Genomic DNA, 13,448 nt, shown 5'->3' on the forward strand with positions numbered 1-13,448 from the left:
GAACGCGTCACCGATAAGGTCCGCCAGCTCGTCGACTTCGATCTCGGGATAGGCTTCCAGGAGGCGCTGCGGCAGCTCGGCGAGATCGCCGCCATCCGCTAGAAGCTGGTCGATGACGCCGCGCACATGCTCGATCCACTTTCGCCGGATGCCGGCGGTCCATGATCTCCGACAGGGTCGCCTCGATCTCCTTCGGGCCGAAGCCCTCGCGCCGGAGCCGGAACAGGTTGTCGAGATCCTTGGCCTGGCGCTCGGCCCGTGCCGACTTCGCCTTTTCTTCGGCCGAGACGTTGGAGGCGCGCGGCCGGGTGACGAAGGGCGGATGGGCGTCCGGGACGTTGTACTCGACGGCCCAGCGCACCAGGCTGGCCTGCAGGGTCGCCGAGATCAGGTCCGCATCGCCGTCGATCAGCTCGTCCTTGACGTCGCGATGGGTCTCGGCCGCAGCGCGAGAGCCATTGCCGCCCATATTGGTCGTCAGGGTCTCGCCGAGGACCGTCTCGGCCGTCTGCTCGTCCCAATACCTGCACCAGCCTTCGTGCGTCAGGGTTCCCGAGAGCGCGGCCTTGGCGAAGTCGACCTCGGTTCCGATCGGGACCGCAAGAGCGCCGCCGGCGATCGCGCCGGACAGAGCATCCAACAGGCGCTGCTGGTCCGCCTGCAGGGTGCCGGCCGGATACTTCGCGACTGGCAGCGGCACGGCGAAGCGCTCCAGCGCCTTCATCCAGAAGCCGACACCCTCGCGTTTGAAGAGCACGTGCCAGAAGAGAATGCGGCCGAGCCCGAACCCATACGGATCGGAGCCATCGTGCTCGTCGAAGCGATGGACGATCATCTTGCGCTCGGGAAACGCCAGACCGTCCAGCATGTGCTCCATCGTCAGGAGCCGCGGCTGCCAGTCGACATCGAAGCTGATCCGTCGCTGGTCGATCTTCTTGACCAGCGACGGCATGACCTCAAAGCCATCGCGCTCCCAGACGATTTCGCAGGTCGAGAACCCCATCAGCGTCGCGTCCAGGAGCGACAGCGTGATCTGATCGAACGGGAGCCGGTCCAGCATGCGTTCGACGAACTCGGCCGCCCTGACATCGACAGGGTCCTGGCTGGCGGGTTCGACCAGCCAGTCGCGCGCGATCAGAGCCCGAGCGCGTTTCTGCAGAACGGTGTAGGCGCGGCCGTCGCGCAGCACCTCGCGGTACAGCTCGACGCCTTTTCCACGACGGACCAGGATGTCGTCGGTCGGGCGCAGGGCGCTGCCGTAGTGCGGGATGGTGATGTCGTTGCGCGCATGCGCGAACAGCGTCCGGCCGGGGGCCGGGATGTTCTTGCGTCCTTCACCTGCGGGCTGGGCGGCCTGCTTCTGCCGGTTGCGGGGCTTTTTCATGACAGGCGGTATCCGTCCGTGGTGCGTGCCGGCCGAGCGCCGCCGGGCGCGCCGACCAGACCAGCCGAGAGCCCGCCCGTGCCCTGGCGCACAGCAAGCGACCAGAGCATTTCAAGTGCGTCCGGGCCGTCGTCATGGGCTGCGTGCGGCCATTGCTGCAGCTGCTCGCGCAGCGTCTTCTGCGATGCATGCAGGCGGATGAGACCGGCTGCGATCGGCGGCTGCAGCCTCTCGATCCGCAGCGCCTTGTCTGCAATCGGGGTGATGGGCGTCGCCGGCAGCGCGACGCCCTGCTTGACTGCGCGGGTCATAATCTCGGTGCGCAGGAACTCCTGAAACTGGATGTTCTCGACGCCCCACAGCGCACAGTTGTATTCGCGCTGCATGGCGATGACATCTGAGCAGATCACGTCCGGCAGGCGCTTGCGGATCGAGGCTTCGACGACGTCCAGGATACCTGTGGTGCGGTCGAACCCGCCGACGAGGATCGCGGACGGGTCGCGGCCCTTGCCGGCCTTGCCGAGCGACGGGTCCACAACGCCGAACAACTGCCACGCCGCGACCCTGCTGACCCAGAACGTGATGCTCTTGAAGGGCGAGCCCTCGGCCACCGGATCGTTCTGATCCTCCGACATGAAGCTGTCTTCGGAGATCGCCCGCCGCAGCATCAGCGAGACCAGCGTCTTCACCGCCGGCCAGAATAGCACCGCGCCTTCGTCCATCGCCTCGCGGTTCGCGTCATAGAACGCGATAGCCTCTGCGTGGTCGTCGCTGTCGTCGTTCTGAGCGATCTCGCTGAAGGCGTCCCATAGGTCCATGCGGACCGGGAATTCCATGACGGCCCGAAAGGTGTGGAGCTCCCAGCCCTTGCGGTCGCCGAGCCGCTTCAGCACCGCGTCGTGGTGCAACAGCGTGCCGAAAACCACGATGTCGATCGAGCCATCTGCCGGGCCAAGCGGCTCGACGGCTTTCAGCACCCAGGTCTCCAGCTTCTGGCGGAAATCCGGGCTGCGGACGTTCTCGTCATTCTCGATGTCGTCGAGCACGACGAGATCCGGGCGATAGGGGCCATGGCGGCGGCCGCGCACCTTCTGGCGCGAGCCGACCGCCTGGAAACGCGTGCCGGTGCGGGTCACCATCTCGCCCTCGCGCCAGACCCGGCCTTCGCCGCAGGCCTCGGGGAAGTCCATGAGGAGCCGGGGATTGTCTTCCAGCTCGATCTTGATCGCCTCCAGCATGAGGGCCGCCTGCTCATAGGCGTCCATGCCGATGATGATGAAGTGCTTCACGCGGATGATGGCGCACCACAGCGTGAAGAGCTGGGTGCCCATGGTCGACTTCGCCGAGCCGCGCGGCGCCATCTCGACCAGGCGGGCGCCACGGCGGCGCGGCCGGGCATCGCGGATCATCGCCGGCAGCCGCTCGAACAGGTGCTCATGCAGCAGGTTCGGCCGCTCCTTCACATAGTGCGGGAAGTAGGTCTCGACGAAGAAGCGATAGCCGGTGTCGAGATCCTTGACCTTGGCGACGCGCTCCTGCCGCGCCGTCTCGTCGGCCGGGAAGCCTGAAACCTCCGCCTCGATCCGGCGGCGAAGCTGGTCCTGCAGGCCGGCGACGGCTTCGCGGAAGGCGTGTGGCGTAAGCTTCGTCGAGGTCGCCATCAGCCGACCACCTTGTCGATCGCAGAGCGCCCCGCATCCGTGATCTGCCACCAGTGAATATCACCGGGTCGCCAGCGCCGCGCAGTCTCGACGAGACCCTGCCGTTCAAGACGTTTGAGCATGCGTCGAGCCGCCGGAACGTCAGGCAATCCGACCTTCCGCTGAATATGCGACGTCGCCATTGGCGTTTCGGCCAGCAGGAACAGCGCCGCGCTCTCATCGCGCGAGAGGCAGCCGATCTTGACGCGGAGGATCGTCGTCACGGCAAATCCTCGAAGCGACCATCCTCGAACTCGTCCGCGGGGCGCACCCACAGCGATCCGTCACCCTCGGATTGGTAGACGACGACTTGGGCCATATCGACCGACTGAAGCTCGCAATAGTTTGCGCCGCTTTCGTCTTGGCCAATCGCCTCCTCGGTCCAGCTCCCTGTCTGGATACTGCCGGTGCCGATGACGGAGTAGGTGGTTCCGCGCTTGCCGTGGCGAACCCGGCGGGTTGCGCCCGGTCCAGCCACGACTTGTGACAGAACAAGCAGATCGTTGAGAGCCAGAGCGGGACCAAAGATCGCTCTTCGTCGGATCTCACGCAACATGGCTTCTGCGGCGGCGCTCATAGCGCCACCCCAACATGGCGGCGGCCGGTGTCGGTCGCGTCCCAGCATTTCTGGACGGCGTAGCTGCTCGGGACCTCGGTCAGATATCCGCGCTGCTCTAAGCGACGGCAGGCTGCGAGAACCTGCGCGGTGCGCAGACCTTTCCAGTCGCGATAGGCGCCTTTCCAGTTCATCTGAAGGGTGTTTTTGATGACATACGTCATCGATTGGCTACGGGTGGTGACGGCGCAGAGCACATCGCGATCGAGGTCGGCCTGATCGCCGGCAAGAAGCCTCCTCATGATCCGTATACCTCCGACAGATGCGTCCCGAACGGCTCCAGCACCTCCAGCAGGAGGGCCGCACGGTCAGGGTGATGTTGACGGGTGAAGTCGGCGAGGCGCTTGAGGACGTCCATGGCGACGCCCAGCTCGGAAATCTTCGGCGAGACGCGGCCGGCGGCCGAGATCGTCTTGTGGAAGGCGTCGGCGAGGCTCGCCATCATCTTCACGCGCTCGGCCGGTGCGATGTTGGGATCGCCCTTCACGGTCTCGATCGTCGCCTGGTAGAGGATCACGAAGTCCTCGATCACGGTCGAGACCAGGACCTCCATGCCCTCGCCGGCGATCGTGTTCGCTGCGCGGCCGACATCCCAGTCATCGCCGGCGGCCTTCGCGTCGGCCTTCCAGCGCCGGATCGTGGCCTCGGAGACCGTCAGAGCCACCGCGATGGTCGGCACGCTCTGACGCTGGAAGACGAAGAGCTTGCGGGCGTCGCGCCTGGTCTTGTCGTCGTGCGCCATGGTTGCCTCAGTCGAGCGAGGAGAAGGGCTTCTTGACCTTGGCCAGCGCTTCGCGGCCGGCCACATGGTTCAGGCCCTCGCGGGTGATCTCGGCGATCAGGCGCACGCCGGTCTGGAACAGCGCGACGCCGCGCACCTGCAGCAGATCGTTCAGGAGCTGCTGGACTTCCGTGTCGCCCTTGCGATGACCCCAGTCGCCGAGCGCCGAGACGATCTGTTCGAGGCTCATCGAGCCCGAAGTCTGGTTCGACAGCTCCTTCAGGATGGCGAGACGCGCATCTTCTGCGTCCTTCTCGGCATAGCTCTTCTCGCGGCGGATCATTGGGCGGAGCCTTTGCTGTTGGAGAGGAGCCACTGGTCGATGCGCTCGACCAGCCGGTTGGTGGCCTGCACGCTCGACTGCAGGGCTTTCACGTCGCCGCCGATCTCGGCGATCTTCACCGCCATCCCGGCCACTGTTTCGGCCGTCGGCAGATGCTGGATCTCGATCGAGATCTTGTTGAGCTTCTGCTCGGCGTCGACCAGGCGGTTCTCGACTGCGAGCAGCCGCGCGTCGGTCGACGCAGCCGACCCCGCCGGTTGCGGCATGCGCTCGCGCCGGCCGCCGAGCAGAACGCCGATGAAGAGGAAGCCCAGCGCGGCGGCGATGGCGACGGCGACAGAGAGATCGGAGCTGAAGTCCATCAGGTCGGCTCCTGCGGCAGGTCGAGCGCGTCGGCGGCGAGGCGCCCCTCCTGGACGGCACGCATCTGGCCGATCATCCGACGCATCTGCGCACGCAGCAGGTCGACGCTGGCGGTCAGCTCGCGCAGGTTCTCGCGCAGGGCCGCGTTCTCGATCAGGAGAGACTGGACCTGCGCGCGGAGCGAGCTTTCCGATGCGGTCAGCGCTTCAAGCGCCTTGATCAGGCGGTCCTGGAACTCGGTAGCCTGCTGTTCGGCGCGACCAGCTGCGAGCATGCTGCGCACCTTGGTGAAGATCAGCACGACGAGCGCCAGCCCGAGCAGCATGGCGACGATGGCGGCGCCGACAGGCCCTGTTGCCTCGACGATGCGCAGCACGTTGTCAGCGCTCGGCATCACGGCCTCCTCGGGCTGCTGTAGAGGTGGAGCCCGCCGAACAGCGCGATCAGGCCCAGCTCGGCATGAAGGATCGTGCCGGGGGTGATGCCATTGCGGCCGATGACATAGGCGATGAAAAGCCAGCACCAGGCGCTGCCAGCTGCGGCCACGATGCGGAGGCTGTGCAGCCGCTGCGCCACGCAAATGAGGTGGACGGCTCCGAGGCCGACCATGATGACGAGCCAGGCCTCGCTCGGCAGCAGGCCGATCTTGGCCCAGTTGCCGCGCTCGAACACTTCCGGCCGGGCGATCAGCAATGCAGCCCAGCAGAGCGCGGGGAAGGCGAGCACGAGATCGAGCCACGGGGCGCAGGGTCCGAAGACCCAGCGCAGGAAGCTGACGAGCGGCGAGAAGGCCCGGACGATCATCGGCCGTCCGCCTCGATCTTCATCGGGGCGAACTCTGCATAGTCGGCGATCAACGCCCCGCCGAACCGTTCGCGATCCAGCTGGGAGAGCCGCGCCATGACCATTTCACGGATCCGGCTATCGGTGAGGCCGAAGAAGCGGACCGCGTCCGGGACCGCGCCGAGCACGTAGTTGATGGCCTGCGCGGCTGCGGTGGACCGGACGTCGATCGCCTTGCCGCCGATCGCGTCGCCGACCTTGGCGAGGCCGGCGTTGACGCCGGTCATGATCGCGGAGTGCAGCGCCTCACGATGGCGCGCCTCGATGTTGACGCCCGTCCAGGCATAGACGCGGGCGCTGATCATGCCGATGGCCACAGCGATGCCGGCCGCGATGACCGTGCCGAGATAGTCGAGCGCGCCGACCAGCGTCGGGCCGAGGTCGACGCTGGTCGACTGTGCAAAGGCCGAACTCTGCACGATCGACAGCATCGCTAGGCCGATGAAGAGAATGAGACGCAAGGTGGGCACTCCTGAGTTGCGGCCGTCAGGCCTGGGCGAGGAAGCTGGTGATGGCCGCGCGCAGCCGGTCGCCGCAGGCCTTGGCGCCGATCAGGCCGGGCTCGAAGGAGAGCCGCGTGAAGTCCCATTTGCCGCGCTGCTGGATGCCGAGGTTGGGCTGCACCTCTGCATGGGACAGGGTGGTCTTCGGGCCGACCGGGATGTCGTAGAAGCGGCAGAGATCAGCGGCGACGCGCGCCATCATCTCGAACTGCGCCCGCGTCATCGGATAGGCGCCGGACCTGAACGGGCTCTCCGACACCTGGCCGCCGCCCATACAACAGACCGCGACGCCGATCGCGTCGCCATTGGCGTTGAGCGTGTGGGCCGCATAGGCGGACTTCAGGTCGATCGGCGCGACGTTGAGCGCGATCGAGGGCGTCCCGCGCACGAGACCGGCGTCGCCGTCGATGAGGAGGTGATAGTGCTTGCGGTCGCCAGCCGACGCCTTGTACGTGCCGCCCGTCCAATGAAAATGGATGCGGCGCATCCGGGCCTTCGGCAGCCAGGCCGCCGGAATGGTCCGCAGCGAGCGGTTGACCGAGGCGGCCGCCCAGGCCGGCGCGGCCTGCGCGAGCGCGACAGTCGTGGCCTCGTCGAGCAGGCCGGTCTGACGCAGGCCGCGCGACGCCTGGAACGCGCGAGCGCCGGCCCGGCTGAGCTGGCCCCAGTCGCTATCGAGATTACCGGAATAGAACCCGAGCTGCTTCAGAATGCGCTGGGCGTCGAGGAGGGTCATGGCGCTGGTCCCGGTCGCAAGATGCGAGAGGGACCATGTCGCGGTTCGAGCGCGATGCGCGAGGTGTCAAGGACAGGTGAGAGCCGCTTCCGGCCTAGTCTTCATGCGGCAAAAAGCTGATCTGACGCGGGTCGACGAAACGTCTTTTACTGCGGCGCGATTTCGGCTCTGCGCTCAAGAGCTTGTAGACGTACCGCTCTGTCAAGTGCAGTGCGCGGGCGATCTCGGACATCTTGCAACCACGCTCGGCCAGCTCACGCGCACGGCGATGGCGCGCCTCCGAGGTCATCAGCTCCTTGGGGATGACGACCGTCGCCCCGCCGATGAGATTGCAAAGGGCCTTCGCGAGATCCTCGCCGACGATGTTGAGCGGGTGGTCTTCACGCCAATCCGCCGGAATGTAGATTTCGGTGCCGCCGAACTCGCGCACGAGAGCAACGGCCGCCTCGACCCCGAACTGCTCGCAGACGACCCGGATGCTGTCGGCCACGTCTTCCGGCCTAAGGCCGCTGGTGCTGGCAAGGATCATGGTGCGCTCCTGCGCAGCTCGACAAGCTTGGCGAGATAGCGATGGGTGAGTGCTTGCAGCTCGGCCGCCAGGACGATCCGTCGATGGCTGCACTTCGGCAGGCGGCCGATGCGCGCCCTCAGTCTGGCTCGCTCCCGTTCCAACTCGGCAAGAGCCGCGGCCTCACGCCATTGCAGGAGGGGAACGAGGACAAGCGGAGCGGAGGCTGAGGAGCTGGCCACGGTCACGCCTCCATCTCGGCGTTGCACATCCTCCACAGCAGAGCCTCGCGTGCCTCTGCCCGCTTCATGGCTGCTGCATCGCGCTGATAGCTGGCCTTCGCGCGCTCGTAGGCCGCAAGGGACTTGCTATCGCGCTTTCCCATCCAGGCATCGAAAGCTTCCCGCTCGGCCTGCCAGGCGGACTGTTCAGCGTCGCGAGCGCCGTCGGATTTGGCCTGCGCCACCGTGTACTTCGCCCACAGCAAGTCGGCCTTCGAGAAGAAGGTGAGACGATGGTTCAGCAAGGCGACCAACTCGGCGTGCGAAAGGTCGCGCCAGCTCTGAGGCAGTGCGATCTTCGTCATGGCCGCACCTGTCGGTCGATGAACTCGTTGACCGCCTGGGCGAGCAGCTGGCCCCGGCTCTTGCCGGTGCGCCGCGACAAGAAGGCGAGGTCCTGCTCCATCGCCGGCGTGATCGGCTCGGCCGCCAATGCGAGCGAGCGCGGCGCACCGGGGATCTTGATGAGATGGCCGCGATCGACCAGCGCCGCGACCAGGCGGAAGACGCCGGCCTTCGACGACAGCCGAAGAGCGGCGCGGATCTCGTCATAGGAAGGCGGCGTGCCGCGGTCCGCGATGCGGGCGCGGACGAATGCCAGGCACTCGGCCTGCCGACTGGTGAGCCCCATCATCGCCGCGGCCCTCCGGCTGCGGCGACCGCTTCACGCTGTGCCAGCTGAAGGCACATGCTCGCCATCGTCTCGCCGTGCCTGAGCACAGCCTCGCGTGCCTCGGCCGGCAGGCGCAGGAAGGCGCGGATCTCGTCGGCCTGCTCCTTTAGCACCTCCAGCGAGCGCGCGGCCGCACCGAGGGCCTGCAAGCTGAATTCGCGCTCCTGCGGCCGCCGGACATCCTTGATCGAGCCACCGCCGCACAGCGCACGCTGGCGCGTTTCGGCGAAGCGGACCGCGTCGATCTGCAGATTGAGCGAGATCTTCATCGCGCTGGCCTCGCCTTGCGGATCCGCCGGCCGAGCACGGTGGAGACCTTGTCCAGATCGGCCGAGGTGATGCGCGGATCGCTGAGCGACGCGAGCTCGCAGCCGAGCTGGGTTTCGACGATGGTCAGCAGCCCCCCGACGCGTGTCGCGCCGGGATGGACGATGCCGAGATCGACCAGGCGCCCCCATTGCGCGATCAGGACCGCCCTCTTGTGGTCGCTGACCTCCGCGTCATGGCCGGATGGCCATTCGATGCCGGCCTCTCGCGCCAGCCAGGCCTTCAGCGCCTCGATGGCGGCGCGGCCCTTCGCAGGATCCGTCAGCCAGGCGGTGCGCTGGACACCGGTCTGACGCTCGACGAAGGCGCAGGCAGCTTCGTCGGTCCGGTCGCGGACCACGCCGAGGTTCCAGCCCGAGATCCACAGCGCGCGGATCTTCGCGCCATAGCGACCGGTCATCGCCACCGCCTTCGGATGCTGCTGTCGCGGGCTCGCCGCCTGCAGCCTGTCGATGAGCTGCGCCGCCTGGCCGGTCGTCAGCTCCTTCGACGACACCACGCCGAACGGCCGCAGCATGTCACGATAGAGAGCATCGTCGAGCCGGGCCTTGCCTTTCAGCGAGTGGATAGCCCGGAGCTGTGCAGGACTGATGAGAGCGAGCGCGATCATCTGAACAGCTCCACCAGGTCGCCATGTGGCTCGATCGGAGAGGCCGTGCGCCTGGAGGCATCCCGCCCGGCGCGAACGGCCGGGGCGTGGTCATAGACGCGCAGCCGATGCGCGGCGCAGTAGGAGGTCGGCCAGGAGCTGGGCTCGCCGCAGATACGGCGTCCGCCGAAAACGTCTCGGGGCTCATTTCGGCGGGCCTCGACTGGCTCGCAGACGATCCACCGGCATTGGCCCGGCCGAGCGCGTGAAAGGAGCACGGTCATCGCGCCCTCCCGCCGAGCGGGACGACGGGCGCGAGCACCGTCAGAGCGGCGGCCGGCACCTCGAAGACGATGTCGCGGGTCAGGCTCGCGCCGATCCGGACGCGCGCGATGTCGGGCGGGTTGCCGATCGAAACGACTTCGCCCGTAAGCGGGTGCTCGCCTTCCATCCAGTCGATCACGACGAAGGACACGCGATCTCCGACCTTCAGCGCCGGTGCCTCGTCGTTGAGGATGAGCGTGTTGCCCTTGAAAGACACCTGGCGGGACATGGCATCCTCTCAGTGAAGATCGTGGCCGACAGGGTCGAAGGACCCGTCCGCTCGTTGGGGAAAGAGGCGTGTCGGCAGGTTCAGCGCTGCGCTCAGGCGCTCGCGCAGGATGTCGGGGATCGGCGCCTTGACGTCGACGAAGCCTGTGTGGACGGCAGTCTGCAGAAAGGACGCTGCGGCCATCAGTGCGGCGTCCAGCACCATGGATGTGGCGAGAGACGCAGCCATTCCGTCAGCATGAAGTTGCTGGGCCTGGCGAACGTAATTGGCGGCCGCGTGATGGGTCAGCGTGTTGATCGCGAGGTGGATCGCATCATCGGAGGGCTGGGCCATGTCAGCGGCCCTCCGCGTCGTGCCTGTCGACGGCATCCAGCAGTTGCTTCAGCAGCTTCCGGCCGTCGTGATCAAGGTTCTCTGCGAATTCCCGGCAGACGCGATCGCTAAGTTCGCCATGCAAGGCGACCTCATTGAATAGATCGGCGAGGACATCACCATCGCCGTAAAGGCCAGATGAGATGTCGTCGGTGGAGACGCTGAGGGACAGGTACTTCATCAGCCCCTCCCTCACGCTGACGGGGCGGACAGAGCCGCCTCGAAGGGTTCGACGATGAAGTCCTCGCCGGGCGAGCCGATGGAGATGCCGGCAACCGTGCGCGCGGCGTCCGGTTCGGCGAGGAGGGCGTCCTTGTTGACCTCCTCCTTCACGCGGATGAACTTCGACAGGCCGAGATCGCGCAGGCGCTTCAGCACGTCGTCGAGCTTGGTCACGCGAACGCTGGGCGGCCGCAGGCGCCATTTGACCTCGCCCGTGCCCAGGTCGACGGTCTTGGTCTTGTCGCCGCCCGTGAGCGCGGCGCGGTTCGCCTCGGCCCACATCTTGAGCCCTTCGGTCGCGCCGGAAATGCGCTCGCGAACCGGCTCCGCCTGCTGTTCGTACTGCTGCTTCAGCTTGGCGATGCGGTCGTTCATGTCCGCCTCGAGGCGAGCGAGCCGGCGGCGATCGTCGCCGATCTCGCGCACGGCGCGGGCCGCGTCGTCACGGTTCTGCGGCACCGGGAGGTTGGCGCCGATGGTCTTGGTCCGAAGCTTGGTCAAAGCTGATCTCCTGTCGGTCGAGTGGGAAGCAGACGCGGTTCGAGCGGGCGGATGGCGAGGTCGCGCAGCGCCCATTCGAGGTGAGTGAAGAAGCGGTGGTCGCGGCGCGGATCGCGCGGCAGCTGCTGCTGGCGGCGGACCTGGCCGGCGAGGTGACGCAGGTCCTGGTCGAGCCCGCGCCCGCTCATGCGATCGAGGGCGGCCACGATCCCGTCGCCGACGATGTCGGGCGAGGCGTCGCCGGCGGCGCGGCGCATGCGCTCGCTGCTGCCCATGGCGCGCTGGAGTTCCTTCCAGTCGGTCATCGGTCAGCCCTCACGCCGCTCGATGGCGCAGAAGCCGAACATGCCGGCCATGCCGACGCCGATGCCGGCGAGCAGCAGCGCGATCATGAAATCTTGATCGCGGGCATGGGCGACCAGGTAACCGGCGGCCAGCGGGAAGAACATCGCGCTTGCAGCGCAGACGAGCTTGACGGCTGAGATCATGGGATCAGCTCTTTCCGGTCAGGGTTGTTGGGGCAGGTCTTGCAGGCGAGCCAATGGTTGGCGGCGACGTTGCTGTGCGTCGGGCAGGGACAGGTCCGCCACCAGCGGCACTCGTCGGGCGCAATCGCTTTGCCGACATGCGGGCAGACGATCGCGTCCAGGAACACCTCGACGATGCGGCTGCGCAGCCGATCGGTGTTGCCGACATAGGTGCCGTGCAACGCTCCACTGATCGCCGGCCGGCTGTAGCCGAGCTTCCCTGCGACTGCGCCGACCGATCCCAGTCGCTCGACCTGCTGGCGCAGGAGCGAGCGCGTTTCGTCGTCGAGCTGCGGATAGGTCCTCACCGACACCGGAACACCTCATGGGTGTTGCGGTCGACGAAATGACGCTTGGCCTGGACGTAGCGCGGCGCCCACTCGCCCGTGTCGCGAGCGAGCTGCCAGACCTTGAAGCCGTTGCTCGACGGCGCGGTGCCGGCCGCCCGGCCATGACGTTCGACGAGGTAGCCGGCGGCCGTCAGCGCGGTGCAGAAGCGGCGGATCGCATCCTCGCCGTCCTTCTCGCCACGGACGGCGGACCGCGCGATGTCGGACGCGGTGAACCTGACCGCGATGCGCATGGCGCGCCAGGCACGCTGGCGCAGGCTGTCGGCATAGACCGGCGCCTTGCGGACCTTGTTGAGGTCGCGGCCGATCTTCATGCCGGCGCGGATGAGATGGCTGCCGGTGGCGGAGAGCGCGTAGACGCCATTCTCCTTCCGCTCGGCCAGCCCGCGCTGGATGAGGCGGCCGGCGGCTGCGATCAGGGCCGGGCGGGCGATCGGCAGGCGGGTTTCGAGATCGTTAAGGTTAACGGCCTCGACACTGAGCGCGCCCAGCACCGCGATCTGGTGTGTTGCGTTCGCCGGGAGCATCAGCGCGGCTCCGGGACCGTGATGGCCTGGCCGGTCTTGCGATCGTTGACCAGCACCTGGCCGGCCATTGCTGCGATGGTGACCGGGTTGTCCGCGCCGTTCTGGTTGCGCTTGCCGAAGCGCTCGACGTTGACGATCGCCTCCTTAATCTCGCGGGTGTAGCCGCCCGTCGCGTGGCGGATGAACGTCGCCAGGTCGTCGGCCACCGGCACTTCGCAGAGCCCGTCCAGGAGAGCGCGAACGTCGGCGTCGCTCGCCTTGTCGAAGCGGACATACTGGCTGACGCGGCTGGCCACCTGCGGGTAGCGGGTGAGGTTGTCGCGGATGCGACCCATGCCGACGAGCACGAACGGCGCGTCCGCCACGTCCGCGAGGTCGCGGATGCTCTCCATGATGTCGATCGAGCGCGAGATATGGTCGGCCTCGTCGATGACGACGAGGAAGCTGCGGCGGGCCAGCGAGAGCGCCGCGCGCCGCTGCATCAGCGTGTTCATCGCGATCTCGAAGCCCTTCGAGAAGGCGTGCGGCGCCGGGATCCTGAAGGCGGCGAGCAGGTCCTTCATGAACCAGGCCGGCGTCCATTCCTTCTTGGCGCGGACATAGATCGCGTCGTTCTGCGCGCACCAGCGCATGAGCGCGGTGGTCTTGCCCAAACCAGGCTCGCCATCGACGACGACAAGCCGGGCCTCGTCGGCGCCGCGCCGGTCGAGCGCCTTCAGCGCGCCCTCGAAGCGCAGGTAGTTCTCTGTTTCAACGAAGCTGTTCTTCATCGGTCGGTCCTCGGTCGGTCAGGCGAGGACAGGGCGGCG

General features: G+C 67.1%; 26 protein-coding genes. All 26 read right to left on the minus strand.

Annotation, left to right across the window (positions count from 1 at the left end):
• Positions 1 to 7: 7 nt before the first annotated feature.
• The 26 genes from ABE438_RS14495 to ABE438_RS14620 all read right to left on the minus strand — a co-directional run bounded on the left by ABE438_RS14495 (position 8) and on the right by ABE438_RS14620 (position 13,409).
• On the minus strand, positions 8 to 1,384 hold the full coding sequence (locus ABE438_RS14495; protein WP_346503352.1) for a phage portal protein family protein: 1,377 nt from the start codon (positions 1,382 to 1,384) through the stop codon (positions 8 to 10).
• A complete protein-coding gene (gene terL / locus ABE438_RS14500) occupies positions 1,381 to 3,045 on the minus strand; it encodes a phage terminase large subunit (protein ID WP_346503353.1) in 1,665 nt (554 codons plus the stop codon). Before terL ends, ABE438_RS14495 begins: the two co-directional genes overlap by 4 nt.
• Positions 3,045 to 3,308, minus strand: a complete 264-nt coding sequence (locus tag ABE438_RS14505) for a winged helix-turn-helix domain-containing protein (protein WP_346503354.1) — start codon at positions 3,306 to 3,308, stop codon at positions 3,045 to 3,047. Before ABE438_RS14505 ends, terL begins: the two co-directional genes overlap by 1 nt.
• Positions 3,305 to 3,661 (minus strand): hypothetical protein, encoded by a 357-nt coding sequence (locus ABE438_RS14510; RefSeq protein WP_346503355.1) that lies wholly within the window; start codon positions 3,659 to 3,661, stop codon positions 3,305 to 3,307. Before ABE438_RS14510 ends, ABE438_RS14505 begins: the two co-directional genes overlap by 4 nt.
• Positions 3,658 to 3,942 (minus strand): hypothetical protein, encoded by a 285-nt coding sequence (locus tag ABE438_RS14515; protein WP_346503356.1) that lies wholly within the window; start codon positions 3,940 to 3,942, stop codon positions 3,658 to 3,660. The genes ABE438_RS14510 and ABE438_RS14515 overlap by 4 nt, the downstream gene beginning before the upstream one ends.
• Positions 3,939 to 4,442: a DUF1804 family protein gene (locus ABE438_RS14520; RefSeq protein WP_346503357.1), complete on the minus strand. Its 504-nt coding sequence runs from the start codon at positions 4,440 to 4,442 to the stop codon at positions 3,939 to 3,941. The genes ABE438_RS14515 and ABE438_RS14520 overlap by 4 nt, the downstream gene beginning before the upstream one ends.
• Positions 4,443 to 4,449: 7 nt before the next feature.
• Positions 4,450 to 4,764 carry a hypothetical protein gene (locus ABE438_RS14525; RefSeq protein WP_346503358.1) on the minus strand — a complete coding sequence of 105 codons (315 nt, stop codon included), beginning with the start codon at positions 4,762 to 4,764 and terminating at the stop codon, positions 4,450 to 4,452.
• Positions 4,761 to 5,126 (minus strand): DUF2730 family protein, encoded by a 366-nt coding sequence (locus tag ABE438_RS14530; protein WP_346503359.1) that lies wholly within the window; start codon positions 5,124 to 5,126, stop codon positions 4,761 to 4,763. Before ABE438_RS14530 ends, ABE438_RS14525 begins: the two co-directional genes overlap by 4 nt.
• The gene (locus tag ABE438_RS14535; RefSeq protein WP_346503360.1) at positions 5,126 to 5,521 is read right to left on the minus strand and encodes a hypothetical protein; all 396 of its coding nucleotides are present in this window, start codon (positions 5,519 to 5,521) and stop codon (positions 5,126 to 5,128) included. The genes ABE438_RS14530 and ABE438_RS14535 overlap by 1 nt, the downstream gene beginning before the upstream one ends.
• On the minus strand, positions 5,521 to 5,931 hold the full coding sequence (locus tag ABE438_RS14540) for a hypothetical protein (RefSeq protein WP_346503361.1): 411 nt from the start codon (positions 5,929 to 5,931) through the stop codon (positions 5,521 to 5,523). Before ABE438_RS14540 ends, ABE438_RS14535 begins: the two co-directional genes overlap by 1 nt.
• Positions 5,928 to 6,431, minus strand: coding sequence for a hypothetical protein (locus ABE438_RS14545; RefSeq protein ID WP_346503362.1), 504 nt, complete (start codon positions 6,429 to 6,431; stop codon positions 5,928 to 5,930). Before ABE438_RS14545 ends, ABE438_RS14540 begins: the two co-directional genes overlap by 4 nt.
• Positions 6,432 to 6,456: 25 nt before the next feature.
• Positions 6,457 to 7,209 carry a peptidoglycan recognition protein family protein gene (locus tag ABE438_RS14550; protein WP_346503363.1) on the minus strand — a complete coding sequence of 251 codons (753 nt, stop codon included), beginning with the start codon at positions 7,207 to 7,209 and terminating at the stop codon, positions 6,457 to 6,459.
• A gap of 94 nt (positions 7,210 to 7,303) precedes the next feature.
• Positions 7,304 to 7,738, minus strand: a complete 435-nt coding sequence (locus ABE438_RS14555; protein ID WP_346503364.1) for a Mor transcription activator family protein — start codon at positions 7,736 to 7,738, stop codon at positions 7,304 to 7,306.
• Between the two features lie 223 nt (positions 7,739 to 7,961).
• Positions 7,962 to 8,303: a hypothetical protein gene (locus ABE438_RS14560; protein WP_346503365.1), complete on the minus strand. Its 342-nt coding sequence runs from the start codon at positions 8,301 to 8,303 to the stop codon at positions 7,962 to 7,964.
• Positions 8,300 to 8,632, minus strand: coding sequence for a LexA family protein (locus ABE438_RS14565; RefSeq protein ID WP_346503366.1), 333 nt, complete (start codon positions 8,630 to 8,632; stop codon positions 8,300 to 8,302). Before ABE438_RS14565 ends, ABE438_RS14560 begins: the two co-directional genes overlap by 4 nt.
• Positions 8,629 to 8,940 carry a hypothetical protein gene (locus ABE438_RS14570; RefSeq protein ID WP_346503367.1) on the minus strand — a complete coding sequence of 104 codons (312 nt, stop codon included), beginning with the start codon at positions 8,938 to 8,940 and terminating at the stop codon, positions 8,629 to 8,631. Before ABE438_RS14570 ends, ABE438_RS14565 begins: the two co-directional genes overlap by 4 nt.
• The gene (locus ABE438_RS14575) at positions 8,937 to 9,608 is read right to left on the minus strand and encodes a regulatory protein GemA (protein WP_346503368.1); all 672 of its coding nucleotides are present in this window, start codon (positions 9,606 to 9,608) and stop codon (positions 8,937 to 8,939) included. The genes ABE438_RS14570 and ABE438_RS14575 overlap by 4 nt, the downstream gene beginning before the upstream one ends.
• A gap of 259 nt (positions 9,609 to 9,867) precedes the next feature.
• Complete coding sequence (locus ABE438_RS14580; protein WP_346503369.1) at positions 9,868 to 10,140, minus strand: hypothetical protein; 273 nt, start codon at positions 10,138 to 10,140, stop codon at positions 9,868 to 9,870.
• A gap of 9 nt (positions 10,141 to 10,149) precedes the next feature.
• Positions 10,150 to 10,473: a hypothetical protein gene (locus ABE438_RS14585; RefSeq protein WP_346503370.1), complete on the minus strand. Its 324-nt coding sequence runs from the start codon at positions 10,471 to 10,473 to the stop codon at positions 10,150 to 10,152.
• Position 10,474: 1 nt separating this feature from the next.
• Positions 10,475 to 10,693: a hypothetical protein gene (locus ABE438_RS14590; protein ID WP_346503371.1), complete on the minus strand. Its 219-nt coding sequence runs from the start codon at positions 10,691 to 10,693 to the stop codon at positions 10,475 to 10,477.
• A gap of 11 nt (positions 10,694 to 10,704) precedes the next feature.
• On the minus strand, positions 10,705 to 11,235 hold the full coding sequence (locus ABE438_RS14595; RefSeq protein WP_346503372.1) for a host-nuclease inhibitor Gam family protein: 531 nt from the start codon (positions 11,233 to 11,235) through the stop codon (positions 10,705 to 10,707).
• On the minus strand, positions 11,232 to 11,540 hold the full coding sequence (locus ABE438_RS14600; RefSeq protein ID WP_346503373.1) for a hypothetical protein: 309 nt from the start codon (positions 11,538 to 11,540) through the stop codon (positions 11,232 to 11,234). Before ABE438_RS14600 ends, ABE438_RS14595 begins: the two co-directional genes overlap by 4 nt.
• Positions 11,541 to 11,543: 3 nt before the next feature.
• Complete coding sequence (locus ABE438_RS14605; RefSeq protein ID WP_346503374.1) at positions 11,544 to 11,723, minus strand: hypothetical protein; 180 nt, start codon at positions 11,721 to 11,723, stop codon at positions 11,544 to 11,546.
• Complete coding sequence (locus tag ABE438_RS14610; RefSeq protein WP_346503375.1) at positions 11,720 to 12,076, minus strand: hypothetical protein; 357 nt, start codon at positions 12,074 to 12,076, stop codon at positions 11,720 to 11,722. The genes ABE438_RS14605 and ABE438_RS14610 overlap by 4 nt, the downstream gene beginning before the upstream one ends.
• The gene (locus tag ABE438_RS14615) at positions 12,067 to 12,639 is read right to left on the minus strand and encodes a hypothetical protein (protein ID WP_346503376.1); all 573 of its coding nucleotides are present in this window, start codon (positions 12,637 to 12,639) and stop codon (positions 12,067 to 12,069) included. Before ABE438_RS14615 ends, ABE438_RS14610 begins: the two co-directional genes overlap by 10 nt.
• Complete coding sequence (locus ABE438_RS14620; RefSeq protein ID WP_346503377.1) at positions 12,639 to 13,409, minus strand: ATP-binding protein; 771 nt, start codon at positions 13,407 to 13,409, stop codon at positions 12,639 to 12,641. The genes ABE438_RS14615 and ABE438_RS14620 overlap by 1 nt, the downstream gene beginning before the upstream one ends.
• Between the last annotated feature and the right edge of the window lie 39 nt (positions 13,410 to 13,448).

Source organism: Allobosea sp. TWI1241, from assembly GCF_039673065.1.
In the GTDB taxonomy this organism is placed as follows: domain Bacteria; phylum Pseudomonadota; class Alphaproteobacteria; order Rhizobiales; family Beijerinckiaceae; genus Allobosea.